The organism is Bacillus sp. SIMBA_005, assembly GCF_046535585.1.
Classification (GTDB): domain Bacteria; phylum Bacillota; class Bacilli; order Bacillales; family Bacillaceae; genus Bacillus; species Bacillus pumilus.
In genome coordinates, this window is record NZ_JAWRWI010000013.1 from 42565 (window position 1) to 56066 (window position 13502).

Genomic DNA, 13502 nt, shown 5'->3' on the forward strand with positions numbered 1-13502 from the left:
GCGGTCATTCACCCATTAGGTTAAAATTAGTATTATTGTAAGAAAAGGGATGATTTTATTGCGAATGTCCACGTTGTTTATTAGTTTTATGATAATATTGATTGTGCTTTTAGGTTGTTCAAAGAGCGCAGATAAACCATCTATAACTACAACTATTCCAAAAGATACATATGAACAATTAAAAGAAGATAGCGCTGTATGGACAGATGTATACGAAATGAATGATAACGGAAACTATGAGGGGCTTTCTATAGAAGTAGAACGTGTGTTAATCTCTCCGTCAAGTTCCCACATTGCAATAAAAGGATCTATGCTAAATACGGGCCAATCTTCATTTGAAGCATATCCGGCTGTGGAGACTATAAAGCTTAATACTGGCGAAGAATTAGGCGCAGAAGAAGTCATCCCAGTAAAAGAAGAAGGAAAGAATGAACTAAATCAAAAAGGAGATCGGCTAGATTTCTTTTATGTTTGGCCTTTGTCGTATTCAATGCCAAACGAGGTAAACGGCATTGAATTTTCATGGCGTATTTTTAAAAACGCTGGAAATAATGTTTCAGATGCTACTACGTTCACTAGAAAATATACACTGAATCAGTAAACGAAAAAGCCTTGCCCAATAAAGGGCGGGGTTCTTTTTATGCCGTAAAGACGTAAAATGCGTGGTAAATTAGCAGCGTTCGATGCGTTTATTGAAGCGGAATAAGTAATCGCAAAAAAAAGACGGCAACTAAGCCGTCCTATCGTTTCCGAAAAGTCTTCCGTTCCTTATTTAATTTCTCCGTAATTTGGAGAAGTGGAGAATGTATACGATGCTGTTCCTTTAGAGAATTTTTTGATAAGTGAGTGTAGCGTTGAACCATCCGCATATCACGATGCCCAAGCGTCGCTTGCAAGTGACGTATATCACCGCCGTTTTCTAAATACATTGTCGCGCCAGTATGTCTGAATAAATGCGGGTGTACGTGCTTAGTAATACCGACTCGGTCTGCGTATCTATTTAACTGTTTCCGAAATTGGTTCGACTGTAATTGCTCGCCGTAGTTACTTAAAAATACGAATGGACTTTCGAAGTCTTCGTTTTCTATAAGAAGTTCTTTTATTAAGTTCATCGTTTTTCTTTCGAGAGGAACGAATCTACCTTGACGCGTTTTAACGTCCCATGCGCTGAAGTAAACAGTACCTGACGCATAATCTACGTTTTCTTTCGTTAATGATAAGATTTCACCGATTCGCGCCATTGAATCGATTAGAAACGTCATGATTACATAGTCGCGGAAGCCGACGAATGTTCGTTGATCCGGCGCGCTTAGAAGCATTCGTAGTTCATCCGGAGATAGTATGTTTACCATTTCTTCCGGATCGTTAACTAGCTTCGTATCATCAAACGGATTTAATAGTACCGATCCTTCGCGTTGAGCAAACCGAAAGAGCGTCCGCAGCGTTTTTATATAATCGTTTACGGATTTCGGCGACATGCCGGGCGTTTTGTGTTCGTCTTTTTTAAACTTGTGGCCGTCGAATTTAACCCGTTCGTGCAGCAAATACGCAACAAAGCCGCGTGCAAAGTCAACGTCTATATCACGTATGTCATCGTCTAGTCCGATCATACGTGCGTATTCTAATAGGTAACGGCACGCCCTCCGGTAGCGGTCGATAGTTTCCGGTGCTCTATTTTCTGCTCGCTTAGCCTCGCATATTTTTTCGCAAATAACCGAGATTGAATACGTTTTGCTGCGTGATGTTTTAGTAATCGTCCTTTCCGCCTTAACGCGTTTACCTTTCCGTCGTTCTGAATGCATTAAAAAATCGCCTCCTATTTCGTATAGAAGACGATCGATTTACCGGTGCGCTTCACTGCGCGTTATAGGAGCGGTACGCTACGATAAGTCATCGCTTAAGTCACCGTTAAGCAAACGTTGATATACCGCCATTTTACCGGAGTATGGAGCATAGCGGGATCGAACCGCTGACCTCTACGCTGCCAGCGTAGCGCTCTCCCAGCTGAGCTAATGCCCCGATGTGTTACGACATAATTTATTATAATCAATCCTCCTGTAAAATTCAAGCTTTAAAACGCACACACATCGTCTATTTATCTTTCTGATCAATCGGGATATAGTCAAAGATTTCCCCTGAATGAACAGAGTCTGCTAAGCGTCTCAGCCAGTCATAGTAGGCTTTTGAACTTTCAAGCTGTTCAATGAGCTGCTGCGCTTCCTCTCTTATATGTTCCTCCAGCTGATCATCACGAGCCACCTCTTGAAGCCGCGCTTGTGCTTCTTCAATTGCCGCTAAATTGACCTCGACCTCTCGTTCCCATTTTTGCGGAAAGAAGTTCATGAAAAACTTAAAAAAGTCCTTTTCAGCAACAAAGCTATGTTTTCTTCGTCCTCGGTGAAAGGTCTTTTTGACAATATTCATGTCTTGCAGTTTTTTCACACCCGTACTCATACTTGGTTTGCTCATTTGCAGCTCTTCACGCATCTCATCCAGCGTCATTTCTTCATTTAAGTACATGGTCCCATAAAGAATACCAGCACTTCGTGTAATTCCATAGAGATCCATCGTTTCAGCTATGGAATCAATGACTAGATCTTTAGCAGCTAAAATACGCTCTTCTGCTTGCGGCTGTTCCTGCTTTTTCATCTTGTCCCTGCTTTCTATTAAGAGAATTCAATACGTTCAAAAAAATCTTTATGGACTATATGTTAACGAAAGAATGCAAAATGTCAAAAGAAAATGAAGCATATCTCCCTTTGACAGAAAAATTTGAACATGATACGTTAATTATGTTCAAAACGTTAAATTTTTATTTAACAAACTTACCAAAGAGAATCAGAGGAGGTTCCTTCTATGAGTCAAACACTATTTATAGATGGACAATGGGTTGGCGCCAAAAGTGGCGACACGCGGGATATCATTAATCCATTTAATCAAGAAGTGATCGCGACAGTTAGTGAAGGATCAAGAAATGACGCGCAGCTAGCCATTAAAGCAGCGAGAAAAGCCTTCGATCAAGGTGATTGGGCAAACTTGCCTGGACTTGAAAGAGGAAATATGGTGTTTAAGATTGCTGAATTGATTAGGCGTGATCTTGATGAACTAGCCAAATTAGAATCGCTTGATACTGGTAAAACAGTAGAGGAAAGCAAAGCTGATATGGACGATATTGCGAACGTGTTCCAATATTATGCAGGGCTTGCCGACAAAGATGGCGGGGAAATCATTGCATCGCCAATTCAGAACTCTAAAAGCGAATTGGTCAGAGAGCCTGTCGGTGTATGCGGGCAAATTACTCCATGGAACTATCCATTGCTTCAAGCAAGCTGGAAAATCGCACCTGCTCTTGCAGCGGGGAACACAATCGTATTAAAACCAAGTGAAATCACACCACTTACTACGATCAAAGTATTCAAACTCATGGAAGAAGCAGGCATTCCAGCAGGGGTTGCGAACCTAGTCCTTGGACCAGGTGCAACGGTTGGTGATGAGCTTGCTGTAAATGATCATGTCGATTTGATTTCATTTACAGGCGGTATTGAAACAGGTAAGAAAATCATGCAGGGAGCCAGTGGGAATGTGAAGAAAATCGCCCTTGAGCTCGGCGGGAAAAATCCGAATATTGTGTTTCAAGATGCTGATTTAGACGTAGCGGTTGACCAGGCAATGAATGCTGTGTTTTTCCATGCGGGGCAAGTGTGTTCAGCGGGTTCACGTTTGCTAGTGGAAGAATCCATTCATGATGAATTTTTAGAAGAACTGGTGAAGCGTACGAAAAAAATCAAGCTAGGCAACGGCTTTGATGAAGAAACCCAGAGCGGACCGCTCATCTCAGCTGAGCATCGAGAAAAAGTAGAAAAATACGTCAGCATTGGGTTAGATGAAGGCGCCAAATTAGAAACAGGCGGAAAAAGACCTGACGCAGAAGAGCTTTCAAATGGGTTCTTCTACTTGCCAACGATTTTCTCAGGCTGCACGTCAGAGATGCGGATTGTTCAGGAAGAAGTCTTTGGCCCAGTATTGACAGTTGAATCCTTCCGTACAGAGGAAGAAGTGATTGAACTGGCAAACGATACGATTTATGGTTTAGCAGGAGCCGTGTGGTCTACTGATATCAGCAAGGCCGAAAGAGTCGCGCGTCAATTAAGATTAGGCACAGTTTGGATCAATGATTTCCATCCTTATTTCGCTCAAGCTCCTTGGGGTGGATATAAGCAATCAGGTCTAGGACGTGAATTAGGACGCACCGGGCTCGAGGAATATACGGAGCTGAAGCATGTATATCGTAATACAAAACCTGAAGCAATTCGCTGGTTTCAATAAAAATCACACATTTGGAGGAGATTCTTTATGACATTAAATATGAAAATTGAAAGCATGCAAAAATTCCATACGTTTGAAATTCCGACTGTCATTAAACATGGCATCGGTGCAGTGAAACATGTTGGGGAAGAAGTAAAAGCATACGGTGTTTCAAAGGTATTGCTTGTAACAGACCCAGGTATTTACCAAGCGGGTGTGGTAGAGCCAGTGATTGCTTCATTAAAAGAAGCACAAATCGATGTGGTGCTATTTGATAAAGTAGAGCCAAACCCGCCAGTCCGTTTAGTGAATGAAGGCTCTTCGTTATATGAAAAAGAAGGCTGTAATGGATTAGTCGCAGTAGGTGGCGGAAGCTCAATGGATACAGCGAAGGCGATCGGTGTAGAAGCGACGCATGAAGGCTCAGTCCTTGATTACGAAGCGGCAGAGGGGAAAAAACCGCTTGAAAAGAGAATCCCGCCTTTAACGACTATTCCAACAACGGCTGGTACAGGTTCAGAAGTGACGCAGTGGGCAGTAATTACAGATGAAGAAAGAGAATTCAAATTCAACACAGGTGGCCCGCTCATTGCAGCTCACCTCACCGTCATTGATCCAGAGCTTCATGTATCCATGCCGCCTCATGTGACAGCAATGACTGGAATTGATGCACTTGCACACGCCATTGAATGCTATACAATGAAATTTGCTCAGCCCATTACAGATGCGGTCGCGCTCATGGCCATTGAATATGCAGCTCATTACATTCGCCGTGCCTTTGCTGATGGCGAAGACTTAGAAGCCAGATATGGAATGGCACAAGCTGCAATGCTTGCCGGGCTTTCTTATGGAAGCGAATCAGCAGGTGCTGCACATGCGATGAGTCAAACACTAGGAGGCATTATTCCTGTAGCGCACGGCCAGTGTGTTGCAGCAATGATGGGACCGGTGATGGAGTATAACTGGAAGGGGTATCCCGAAAAATTTGCTCGTATTGCGCAAGCATTTGGAATTGATATTAGCCGAATGTCAACAGAGGAAGCCGCCAAAGCAGCAGTGAACTGGATGTATGATTTAGTGGAAGACCTAGAAGTTCCTTCATTAGAAGAACAAGGTGTATCAAAAGATATGATTGACCGCTTATCTAAAGAAGCAATGAAAGATCCGCAAACAATTGGAAACCCAAGAGATCTAAACGAAAAAGCGTACAACTGGATTTATGCGCGCTGTTTTGATCTAACGCCTAAAACAGTGTAACAATGAAAAAAGGCTCCCAAAAGGGAGTCTTTTTATGTCTTATAGCTGTTCTTTAATTTCTTTGATTTGATGAATATGGCGTTTTTCATGTGCGCCGATAAAATCAAGATATTGCTTAAGGGATAATTCTTCAAACACAGGATGTGCAATGACGCGCTTGAAATCATCCTCAGAAAATGTTGATAAAATTTGATTGAGCTTCTCACGTGCTGTATCGAGCTCATCCTTTAAATGTGTAGGTGTCACATGCTTGTGCTCAGGCTCAACAATACTAGGCGCAGTGGCTTTTTTCGAACGATCCTCTGCCATTTCCACCGGCTTTGGCTCGTATTCTTTAATCGGTGCTTTTTTTCCCTCAGCAGCTAGATGTTTTGCTGCCACTAGGTCCATCTTCTTTAAATGATCTGCCACCTCTTGAATACTCCAAGTATCATCAGATAATTTTTGATTCAATTGTTCTTCGTTCAAACCTTGCAGCTCTTGCCACAATTCTTGTCTTGCATCATGTAATAAACTCATTTTCATCACCTCAAGATCAAATTTTAACATACGGGTACATGACAATCATTCTTTAGCTATCGTTGAATTCCTGTGAAGAATTGTGAGGAAATTTGAAACCTTTACAAGAGTGGTTCGTATTACCTGTTAGAAGGAATACATTGGAGGTGAGCATGGTCTAAATGAAACAAAGGCTGTTCATTTCATGAAGAAAGGGTGAGGAAGATGGATGTGTTCGGGCTGCCACTTCAGACGCTATATTTATACATATTGATGATATCAGGAATCCTGACACTTGTTTTCGTCTTTTTCGGCGATGTATTTGATGGATTGTTTGAAGCGATTCCTGTTCCATTCCTTCAACCAACATTAATCCTCGCATTTCTTACCTTTTTCTCGGCGGGAGGGTTTATCTCTGAAAAGACAGCAATTGTAGGGAGTGGACTTGGTGCAGTCTTATCTGCCATCCTCGCAGTGGTTCTTGTGACCTGTTTGAATGTATTTGTCTTAGTCCCGCTTTCCTCTGCTGAAGAATCTCTCTCATATACGGAGGCCGACTTAAAAGGAAGAACTGGGGAGATCATTGTATCTGTTCCAAAAGACGGGTTTGGAGAAGTGCTGTTAATTAGTAATAGCGGGAAAATCTCAAAGCCTGCCGTCAGTTTCGACGAAGAGGAGATTCCATATGGAACCCGGGTGCTGGTCGTCGAAGTGAACAAAGGCGTCTTATCAGTTATACCAAATGAAGAAATCTAGGAGGGAATGCTATGCCAGGAACAACCATTTTAATTATCATTGGAATTGTGCTTGTGATTCTAATTGCACTTATTGGTGTATTTGTTTCGAAATACCGGACAGCTGGTCCAGATGAAGCATTAATCGTCACAGGAAGTTATCTCGGAAGTAAAAATGTCCACGTGGATGAAGGTGGAAACAAGATTAAGATTGTAAGAGGCGGAGGTACCTTTGTACTCCCTGTTTTTCAACAAGCAGAGCCGCTCAGCTTACTATCTAGCAAGCTAGATGTTTCAACACCTGAAGTCTATACTGAACAAGGTGTACCAGTCATGGCGGACGGAACGGCCATCATTAAAATTGGCGGATCGATTGAAGAAATTGCTACTGCTGCAGAGCAATTTTTAGGTAAAACAAAAGAAGACCGCGAAAACGAAGCGAGAGAAGTACTAGAAGGACACCTTCGCTCCATTTTAGGGTCAATGACAGTTGAAGAGATTTATAAAAACAGAGAGAAATTTTCTCAAGAAGTACAGCGTGTCGCTTCTCAAGATCTAGCGAAAATGGGTCTTGTCATTGTATCGTTTACCATCAAAGATGTCCGTGATAAAAATGGCTATTTAGAATCATTAGGTAAACCTAGAATTGCCCAAGTGAAACGCGATGCAGATATCGCAACGGCAGAAGCAGATAAAGAAACACGTATCAAACGTGCAGAAGCAGATAAAGATGCGAAGAAATCTGAGCTTGAGCGTGCCACTGAAATCGCTGAAGCAGAAAAGATCAATGAACTGAAAAGAGCAGAATTCAGACGTGAACAAGATACAGCAAAAGCAAGTGCCGACCAAGCGTACGATCTTGAAACAGCTCGTAATCGTCAGCACGTAACTGAACAAGAAATGCAAGTAAAAATCATTGAACGTCAGAAGCAAATTGAATTAGAAGAAAAAGAGATTCAGCGTCGTGAGCGTCAATACGATTCTGAAGTGAAAAAGAAAGCAGATGCGGACCGTTATGCGGTTGAGCAGTCAGCTGCGGCGGAAAAAGCGAAACGCCTCGCAGAAGCAGATGCCAAGAAATACAGCATTGAAGCAATGGCAAAAGCAGAAGCTGAGAAAGTCCGAATTGACGGGCTTGCTAAAGCGGAAGCTGATCGTGCAAAAGGGGAAACGGAAGCCGAAGTCATTAGACTGAAAGGACTTGCGGAAGCCGAAGCGAAAGAGAAAATCGCTGAAGCATTCGAACAATATGGTCAGGCAGCAATCCTTGATATGATTGTGAAAATGCTTCCTGAATATGCGAAGCAAGTATCTGCACCACTTTCTAACATTGATAAAATTACAGTTGTGGATACGGGAGGTAACGGAGAAGGCAGCGGTGCCAATAAAGTCACTGGCTATGCTACAAACCTCATGTCCAGTCTGCAAGAAAGTCTGAAAGCATCCTCTGGAATTGATGTCAAAGAAATTATTGAGAACTTTTCCGGCAAAGGTAATGTGAAGCAAAGCATTCAGGAACTAACGAATGAAATCAAACAGCCAAGAAAAAAAGAGATCGCTGATACTCAAATAGAAGAATAAAATCAATAGACACCTTCCATCAGAAGGTGTCTATTTGGCATACGCTCGATATGGATGCCTTTTTACATATGAAGAAAGATTTACGAGAATACCAGCAGATATCATCATGAACACTAGGGAGGAGCCGCCATAACTAATGAAGGGAAGCGGAATGCCTGTGATCGGAAGAAGACCAAAGACAGCGCCTAAATTAAAGACTGCTTGGAGCATGATTTGAAACGTAAGCCCAATCGTTAACAGTTTTCCAAAAGGATCATGTAAAGCCTGCACAATTCGCAATGCGCGATACATGATGAGAAGATATGCGCCCATCACAATCAAAATCCCCATAATGCCCAGCTCTTCACTGATAATGGCCATAATAAAATCCGTATGCGCTTCAGGAAGAAAGCCTAGCTTTTGAATGCTCCCGCCTAAGCCATTCCCTGTCAGCCCGCCTGAATTCATTGCGAGATAAGAATGAATCAGCTGATAGCCATCCCCATCTTCATACTGAAAAGGATCACGAAAAGAAGTCAGCCGCTTCAAACGGTAAGGAGCTGTCACTGCAAAAAAAGTGATGCCCGCTGCGGCAGTCGATCCTAGCAAAATGAGATGGCGCTTTTTCAGCCCAGCGCACAATAAAATAATGCCGCAGCTCAACAAAATAGACACAGCTGTGCCTAAATCAGGCTGTTTCAAGATTAATAAAAATACAAGACTTAAAAGGATGAGTGGCGGCAGTACGCCTTTTTTAAAAGATGTAATGTACGCCTGTTTTTTCGCGTACACATAGGCAAAATAAATCACCATCACTAGTTTCACAGCTTCAGATGGTTGGAGCATAAGAGAACCCAGCTGAATCCACCGCTGTGAATTGTTTTTGACAACACCGATTCCAGGAATCAGGACTAGGATGAGACATAGCAATGACAGCATGACAAGCCATTTCATCCATTTACGATAAATCTGATAAGGGAAAAGAGCAGCAATGAAGAAAAAGAATCCCCCAATCAGGAGCCATTGCCATTGTTTGATAAAGAAATAGCTGCCCTTCTCATACTTCACTTCTCCTAAAGGATAACTTGCACTGTACACCATCAGTAAGCCAAATAAACTGAGGAATACAATTGTTCCAACAAGAACGAGGTCGACTCTTTTGAGATGAGATAGAAGAAATGCCACCATCTTCAATTCCAATTGTCTCCAAACATATAGGATGATGACCTGATATTGACACTAAACACGAGGCCAATGGCGATCATGTTAGTCAATAGCGCACTGCCTCCATAGCTGATAAAAGGAAGCGCGAGTCCCGTCACAGGCATTAAACCGACTGTCATCCCTACGTTTTGGAAAACTTGAAACACGATCAGCCCAACGACTCCTGCACATATGTACAAGCCATAAAGCGTATTCGCGTGCATAGCGACATGAATGATTCGATAAATCATCGTTAAGTACAAACACATCAAAAGGGAAGCGCCGATAAAACCAAACTCCTCACCAATGACGGCAAATATAAAATCCGTATGCGCTTCGGGGATATTACCGCCTTGTACTTGATGCCCCTTTGTAAAACCGCTTCCTGATAATTGACCTGATCCAATGCCGAGCATCGATTGTTTCAGCTGATACCCGTATGTCGAATCAAATTCATCGGGAGAGAGCCAGCCATAAATGCGATCAAGCTGGTGAGGCTTAATGATTTTTGTGAAATGCTCAAAGTGCTCGTTGTGTAAGTAGACCAAAAATGAAAGAAGTGCCAGAAAAGAAGCGGTTAATGCGGCCATCATCTTGCTAGAAATCCCTGACACAAGCATCAGTGTAAAGGCGATAGATAATATCACGAGCGCTGTCCCTAAATCAGGCTGAATTAAGATGAGGAAAAAAGGGACAACGGTCCAGCAAACGACTTTACTTGTAGGAATGATGCTTTCTTTAAACGAAAAGCGCCGGTGCTTGTATTGGTTCAGCACAGCCGCTAGAAGCAATATCATAAAAATTTTCATGAACTCTGATGGCTGAACTTTGATTGAACCGAAGCTGATCCACCTTTGCGATCCGTTTTGACTCGTTCCAAAAAAGTGCACAAGAATAATGAGGAAAATACCACCTGCAAATAACCGAAAAGATAACCGCTCAAGCAATTCATAATCAAAGTATGCAGCTATTGCCATGAGACCAAAGCCGACGATATACCAGAAGATTTGTCTTTTGACGAAATAAAACAAGTCCTGCGTTTCATACTGGCCCGATCCGCTATATACAGCTATCAGGCTGATGACAAATAAACAAATCACAGTGAGTAAAAGGATGAAGTCAATGCTGTACTGTTTTTTCATAGCTTCTTTTCCTGTTACCTATTTGTTAGCTGCTCTATGACGATTTTCACAGCCGCAGCATCATCAATGTAGCCGATCGGAAAAATATAATCTGGTATTAAGTCAACAGGCATAATGAAATAAAGGAGTGCGCCCCCCATCAGCATTAATTCTCGAGAAGTACCTCGTCTGGTCATAAATAAGCTGTACATGTCATTCAAATGCTGAAGGAATGGCCCGACGCCGTTTAGCGCCTCCATCTTTTTCTCAAACTTTGCCGATATCGTTTCTTTTCCCTCGTTTGTTTGGCTATAGGTCTCATATTCGTTTAGCTTTTGTTTCAATTTGGTCTGACTAAATGTACCGTCGTAGACCTCCTGATCTTTCAGTGTTGTTTCGATCTCTACGACCGTTTGTATGAACGTATCACTATGTACCTTTTCGTTTTTGATTGGAAACCCAGCAGCAGCTAATAGTTGATCTAATGATAGGTTCAGAGAATCTGAAAGTCGCTGCAGATGATTCAAAGTTGGTTTTCTTTTTCCATTCATGATTCGAGACAGTGTCGCTTTATCAATTTCTGTGTATGTGCTGAGCTCTCTTAAAGATAGAGATCGTTGTTGCAATCTTTCCTTTAAGAGACGCCCAAGCTCAGTTGTTTTAGTATCCATTTTACGCCATCCTTTGTATGATGTATCAACTCTTCTATAGAAGAAGTCGTACCCAATATAAAGGCGTGTTGACAAAATGTCAACAAATATCAATTATTGATTGAATTTTAGGAAATAGGAATTTATCATAATAAAGATAGAATGAAAACAGTGAGAAGGAGTGGCGCGGATGAAGGTGAGACATGCTGTACAACAAGATATTCCTAAAATCGCTGAAATACATGTGAAGAGCTGGCAGACGACTTATCAAGGCATTATTAATCAGGATTATTTGGATGGTTTACAGATAGAAGATAAGGAAGAGAGCTGGAGAAGAAGGTCACTTGAAGGGACGTTTGTCGCAGAAGATGACGAGGGGGTATTTGGTTTTGCTTCTTTTGGAAAACAACGTGATGAGCGCTATCCAACATATGATGGAGAACTTTATGCGATCTATCTATTGCAAGAGAAACAGAAATCAGGAGCAGGTATTGCTTTAATTTCAGAAGGAGTGCGTTATTTAATAGAGAAAGGGTATCAGAATATAATGCTGTGGGTGTTTGAACAAAATTCGGCAAAACATTTTTATCAAAAGCTTCAACCTCATTTTGTCGTTACCAGCCAGTTCGAGCTGGCTGGCGAGAAGCATAATGAAATAGGGTATGGGTGGGAGCTGCCTGTACTAAATGACCATGTACACCGAATTAAATCGTCAGCTTCCAATAATAATGAGAGAAAAAAGTGAATAGCACAGCTAGCAGCATATAAGAGATAAGAGGAGAAGCTTCTACTTTTCCTTTTATTCCTGCTATCTTTAAAGCTTCATAGAAACCGGCCAAAAAATAAGCAAGACTGAGAATATAACAGCACAGCATAATGGAGTAAGGGTTCATTGGCGTACCTCCAACATGAAATCTTCTACTATTAATAGATTCCATAGAGCAGCAAATTATGCATAAAAAAATAACCAGCTGAAATCAGCCAGTTATTTTTTGTGAGGGAAAACCAAACGAGATGCACTTGGTATGAGTATGCAAAGAACAATACTGCAAATAATAAATGAAGGAACCATATATGTGCTGTTATAAATTAAAGAATAAACCCAACCCGGTGTTCCTTTTGGTGCATACTGAGAAAAGAAAACAACACCAGAAATAAAGAACGTCAACAGTCTGAAGAAACTTGCAACAAATACGGATAAGGTAATATAGAAGAATTGCTGCTTTCGCTTTTGATCCTGAATGGCTTTTTTAATCAATCCAGCAAAGAGGCCGCTTAGGGAAATGACAACAGATGCGACGAAATAATCGAGAAATCCTTGAACTGGTGTAGCGATAATAGGGCCATTCATCAGCTGAAGGCCTGCAATAAGCACACCAATGATAAACCCGGTTGATATTCCCCATCTAATAGACATAAGAATAACGGGTATCATAATCAGCGCAAGAGATCCGCCGTTCGGCATTCTTAAAAAGAGACCTGATAAGTAATCTAATACTAGTGCAAGTGAAGTCATAATTGCGATTTCCATCAGTCGTACCAATTGATTTGATTGCTGCATAAAAAAATCTCCCTTTTCATGAATTGAGCAAGGAGAGACCGTGTAAGGATGAGTATGTTATTCATAGAAAAACATATCGAGTTGAATACACCACATGTATTCAATAGAATCCACATTCCTACTTCAGTATTAACTGACAGGTTCAAAGGGTCAGAACAACGAGTGTTCACTCTCAGCACAAAGCTCCCCCTGCGGTTATTTAGTTTTCTTCTATTATAAATATACTAAAGACCTTCAGGATCAACAATAGAGAATTCCTGTGACAATCAATTTTTGTATGATTATATAGGAAGAGATAAGGAAAAATAAATTATTTAGAAAAAACACTTGTTTCCTCTCTCAAAAGGTGTTATATTTGTATTCGCCGCTAAAATAGCGCGGTTATTAAATAACATAAAGAAAAAAGTTGTTGACTTCAACTTGATAGAATGTTATATTAATAAAGTCGCCTCTGAGAGACGATGAAGATGATCTTTGAAAACTAAACAAGACAAAACGTACCTGTTAATTCGAGTTTTTATAAAAAATCCTATGTTATATCATAGGTAGTCAGTCAAACGCTGACGAGGCAGGAAATGATCACATGCTAAGTTCGCTACATCGTGTAGCAACG

The 13502-nt window shown here is 41.4% G+C and carries 14 protein-coding genes, 1 tRNA gene and 1 riboswitch; of the genes, 6 read left to right on the forward strand and 9 right to left on the reverse strand.

Features of this window, described 5'->3' with window-relative positions; translation table 11 throughout:
* Positions 1-64: 64 nt before the first annotated feature.
* Positions 65-601 (forward strand): hypothetical protein, encoded by a 537-nt coding sequence (locus SB660_RS17870; RefSeq protein WP_243824443.1) that lies wholly within the window; start codon positions 65-67, stop codon positions 599-601.
* 139 nt (positions 602-740) lie between these two features.
* On the opposite strand, the gene SB660_RS17875 is transcribed toward SB660_RS17870, so the two are convergent.
* From SB660_RS17875 to gbsR, 3 genes are all read right to left on the reverse strand, one after another.
* Complete coding sequence (locus SB660_RS17875; RefSeq protein ID WP_410583605.1) at positions 741-1802, reverse strand: tyrosine-type recombinase/integrase; 1062 nt, start codon at positions 1800-1802, stop codon at positions 741-743.
* A 144-nt stretch (positions 1803-1946) separates the two neighbouring features.
* Positions 1947-2019, reverse strand: a tRNA-Ala gene (locus tag SB660_RS17880).
* Positions 2020-2091: 72 nt separating this feature from the next.
* Positions 2092-2649 carry a transcriptional regulator GbsR gene (gene gbsR, locus SB660_RS17885; RefSeq protein ID WP_180310296.1) on the reverse strand — a complete coding sequence of 186 codons (558 nt, stop codon included), beginning with the start codon at positions 2647-2649 and terminating at the stop codon, positions 2092-2094.
* Between the two features lie 207 nt (positions 2650-2856).
* On the opposite strand from gbsR, the gene betB reads away from it, so the two are divergent.
* Both betB and gbsB read left to right on the forward strand, forming a co-directional pair.
* Positions 2857-4326, forward strand: a complete 1470-nt coding sequence (gene betB / locus SB660_RS17890) for a betaine-aldehyde dehydrogenase (RefSeq protein ID WP_339163629.1) — start codon at positions 2857-2859, stop codon at positions 4324-4326.
* 27 nt (positions 4327-4353) lie between these two features.
* Positions 4354-5562: a choline dehydrogenase gene (gbsB, locus tag SB660_RS17895; protein ID WP_058013861.1), complete on the forward strand. Its 1209-nt coding sequence runs from the start codon at positions 4354-4356 to the stop codon at positions 5560-5562.
* A 39-nt stretch (positions 5563-5601) separates the two neighbouring features.
* Here gbsB and SB660_RS17900 read toward each other — a convergent pair whose 3' ends face one another.
* Positions 5602-6081, reverse strand: a complete 480-nt coding sequence (locus SB660_RS17900; protein WP_180310298.1) for a DinB family protein — start codon at positions 6079-6081, stop codon at positions 5602-5604.
* Positions 6082-6285: 204 nt separating this feature from the next.
* Between SB660_RS17900 and SB660_RS17905 the strand changes: the two genes are divergently transcribed.
* Positions 6286-6816 (forward strand): NfeD family membrane protein, encoded by a 531-nt coding sequence (locus tag SB660_RS17905; RefSeq protein ID WP_034620073.1) that lies wholly within the window; start codon positions 6286-6288, stop codon positions 6814-6816.
* A gap of 11 nt (positions 6817-6827) precedes the next feature.
* Entirely contained in the window at positions 6828-8375 is a 1548-nt protein-coding gene (gene floT, locus SB660_RS17910; protein ID WP_003213366.1) for a flotillin lipid rafts scaffold protein FloT, read from the forward strand.
* Positions 8376-8405: 30 nt separating this feature from the next.
* Here the strand turns inward: floT and ftsW are convergent, their stop codons facing one another.
* From ftsW to SB660_RS17925, 3 genes are read right to left on the reverse strand one after another with little or no spacing between them, the layout of a single operon-like run.
* Entirely contained in the window at positions 8406-9542 is a 1137-nt protein-coding gene (gene ftsW / locus SB660_RS17915; RefSeq protein WP_410583611.1) for a putative lipid II flippase FtsW, read from the reverse strand.
* Between the two features lie 2 nt (positions 9543-9544).
* Complete coding sequence (gene rodA, locus SB660_RS17920; RefSeq protein WP_180310301.1) at positions 9545-10699, reverse strand: rod shape-determining protein RodA; 1155 nt, start codon at positions 10697-10699, stop codon at positions 9545-9547.
* A gap of 14 nt (positions 10700-10713) precedes the next feature.
* Positions 10714-11349 carry a DUF1232 domain-containing protein gene (locus SB660_RS17925; RefSeq protein ID WP_180310302.1) on the reverse strand — a complete coding sequence of 212 codons (636 nt, stop codon included), beginning with the start codon at positions 11347-11349 and terminating at the stop codon, positions 10714-10716.
* 169 nt (positions 11350-11518) lie between these two features.
* Between SB660_RS17925 and SB660_RS17930 the strand changes: the two genes are divergently transcribed.
* Positions 11519-12073: a GNAT family N-acetyltransferase gene (locus tag SB660_RS17930; RefSeq protein WP_061409263.1), complete on the forward strand. Its 555-nt coding sequence runs from the start codon at positions 11519-11521 to the stop codon at positions 12071-12073.
* Here the strand turns inward: SB660_RS17930 and SB660_RS17935 are convergent.
* Both SB660_RS17935 and thiT read right to left on the reverse strand, forming a co-directional pair.
* On the reverse strand, positions 12033-12221 hold the full coding sequence (locus SB660_RS17935; protein ID WP_012011010.1) for a hypothetical protein: 189 nt from the start codon (positions 12219-12221) through the stop codon (positions 12033-12035). The genes SB660_RS17930 and SB660_RS17935 overlap by 41 nt on opposite strands.
* Positions 12222-12313: 92 nt before the next feature.
* Positions 12314-12889: an energy-coupled thiamine transporter ThiT gene (thiT, locus tag SB660_RS17940; RefSeq protein WP_012011009.1), complete on the reverse strand. Its 576-nt coding sequence runs from the start codon at positions 12887-12889 to the stop codon at positions 12314-12316.
* Positions 12890-12987: 98 nt separating this feature from the next.
* Positions 12988-13089, reverse strand: a riboswitch (TPP riboswitch).
* Positions 13090-13502 lie beyond the last annotated feature (413 nt).

What these genes read in the sequence shown, in the direction of transcription:
- SB660_RS17870 (WP_243824443.1), top strand. Translation starts at nt 65, where the DNA reads ATGTCCACGTTGTTTATTAGTTTTATGATAATATTGATTGTGCTTTTA.
- SB660_RS17875 (WP_410583605.1), bottom strand. Translation starts at nt 1,802, where the DNA reads ATGCATTCAGAACGACGGAAAGGTAAACGCGTTAAGGCGGAAAGGACG.
- gbsR (WP_180310296.1), bottom strand. Translation starts at nt 2,649, where the DNA reads ATGAAAAAGCAGGAACAGCCGCAAGCAGAAGAGCGTATTTTAGCTGCT.
- betB (WP_339163629.1), top strand. Translation starts at nt 2,857, where the DNA reads ATGAGTCAAACACTATTTATAGATGGACAATGGGTTGGCGCCAAAAGT.
- gbsB (WP_058013861.1), top strand. Translation starts at nt 4,354, where the DNA reads ATGACATTAAATATGAAAATTGAAAGCATGCAAAAATTCCATACGTTT.
- SB660_RS17900 (WP_180310298.1), bottom strand. Translation starts at nt 6,081, where the DNA reads ATGAGTTTATTACATGATGCAAGACAAGAATTGTGGCAAGAGCTGCAA.
- SB660_RS17905 (WP_034620073.1), top strand. Translation starts at nt 6,286, where the DNA reads ATGGATGTGTTCGGGCTGCCACTTCAGACGCTATATTTATACATATTG.
- floT (WP_003213366.1), top strand. Translation starts at nt 6,828, where the DNA reads ATGCCAGGAACAACCATTTTAATTATCATTGGAATTGTGCTTGTGATT.
- ftsW (WP_410583611.1), bottom strand. Translation starts at nt 9,542, where the DNA reads ATGGTGGCATTTCTTCTATCTCATCTCAAAAGAGTCGACCTCGTTCTT.
- rodA (WP_180310301.1), bottom strand. Translation starts at nt 10,699, where the DNA reads ATGAAAAAACAGTACAGCATTGACTTCATCCTTTTACTCACTGTGATT.
- SB660_RS17925 (WP_180310302.1), bottom strand. Translation starts at nt 11,349, where the DNA reads ATGGATACTAAAACAACTGAGCTTGGGCGTCTCTTAAAGGAAAGATTG.
- SB660_RS17930 (WP_061409263.1), top strand. Translation starts at nt 11,519, where the DNA reads ATGAAGGTGAGACATGCTGTACAACAAGATATTCCTAAAATCGCTGAA.
- SB660_RS17935 (WP_012011010.1), bottom strand. Translation starts at nt 12,221, where the DNA reads ATGAACCCTTACTCCATTATGCTGTGCTGTTATATTCTCAGTCTTGCT.
- thiT (WP_012011009.1), bottom strand. Translation starts at nt 12,889, where the DNA reads ATGCAGCAATCAAATCAATTGGTACGACTGATGGAAATCGCAATTATG.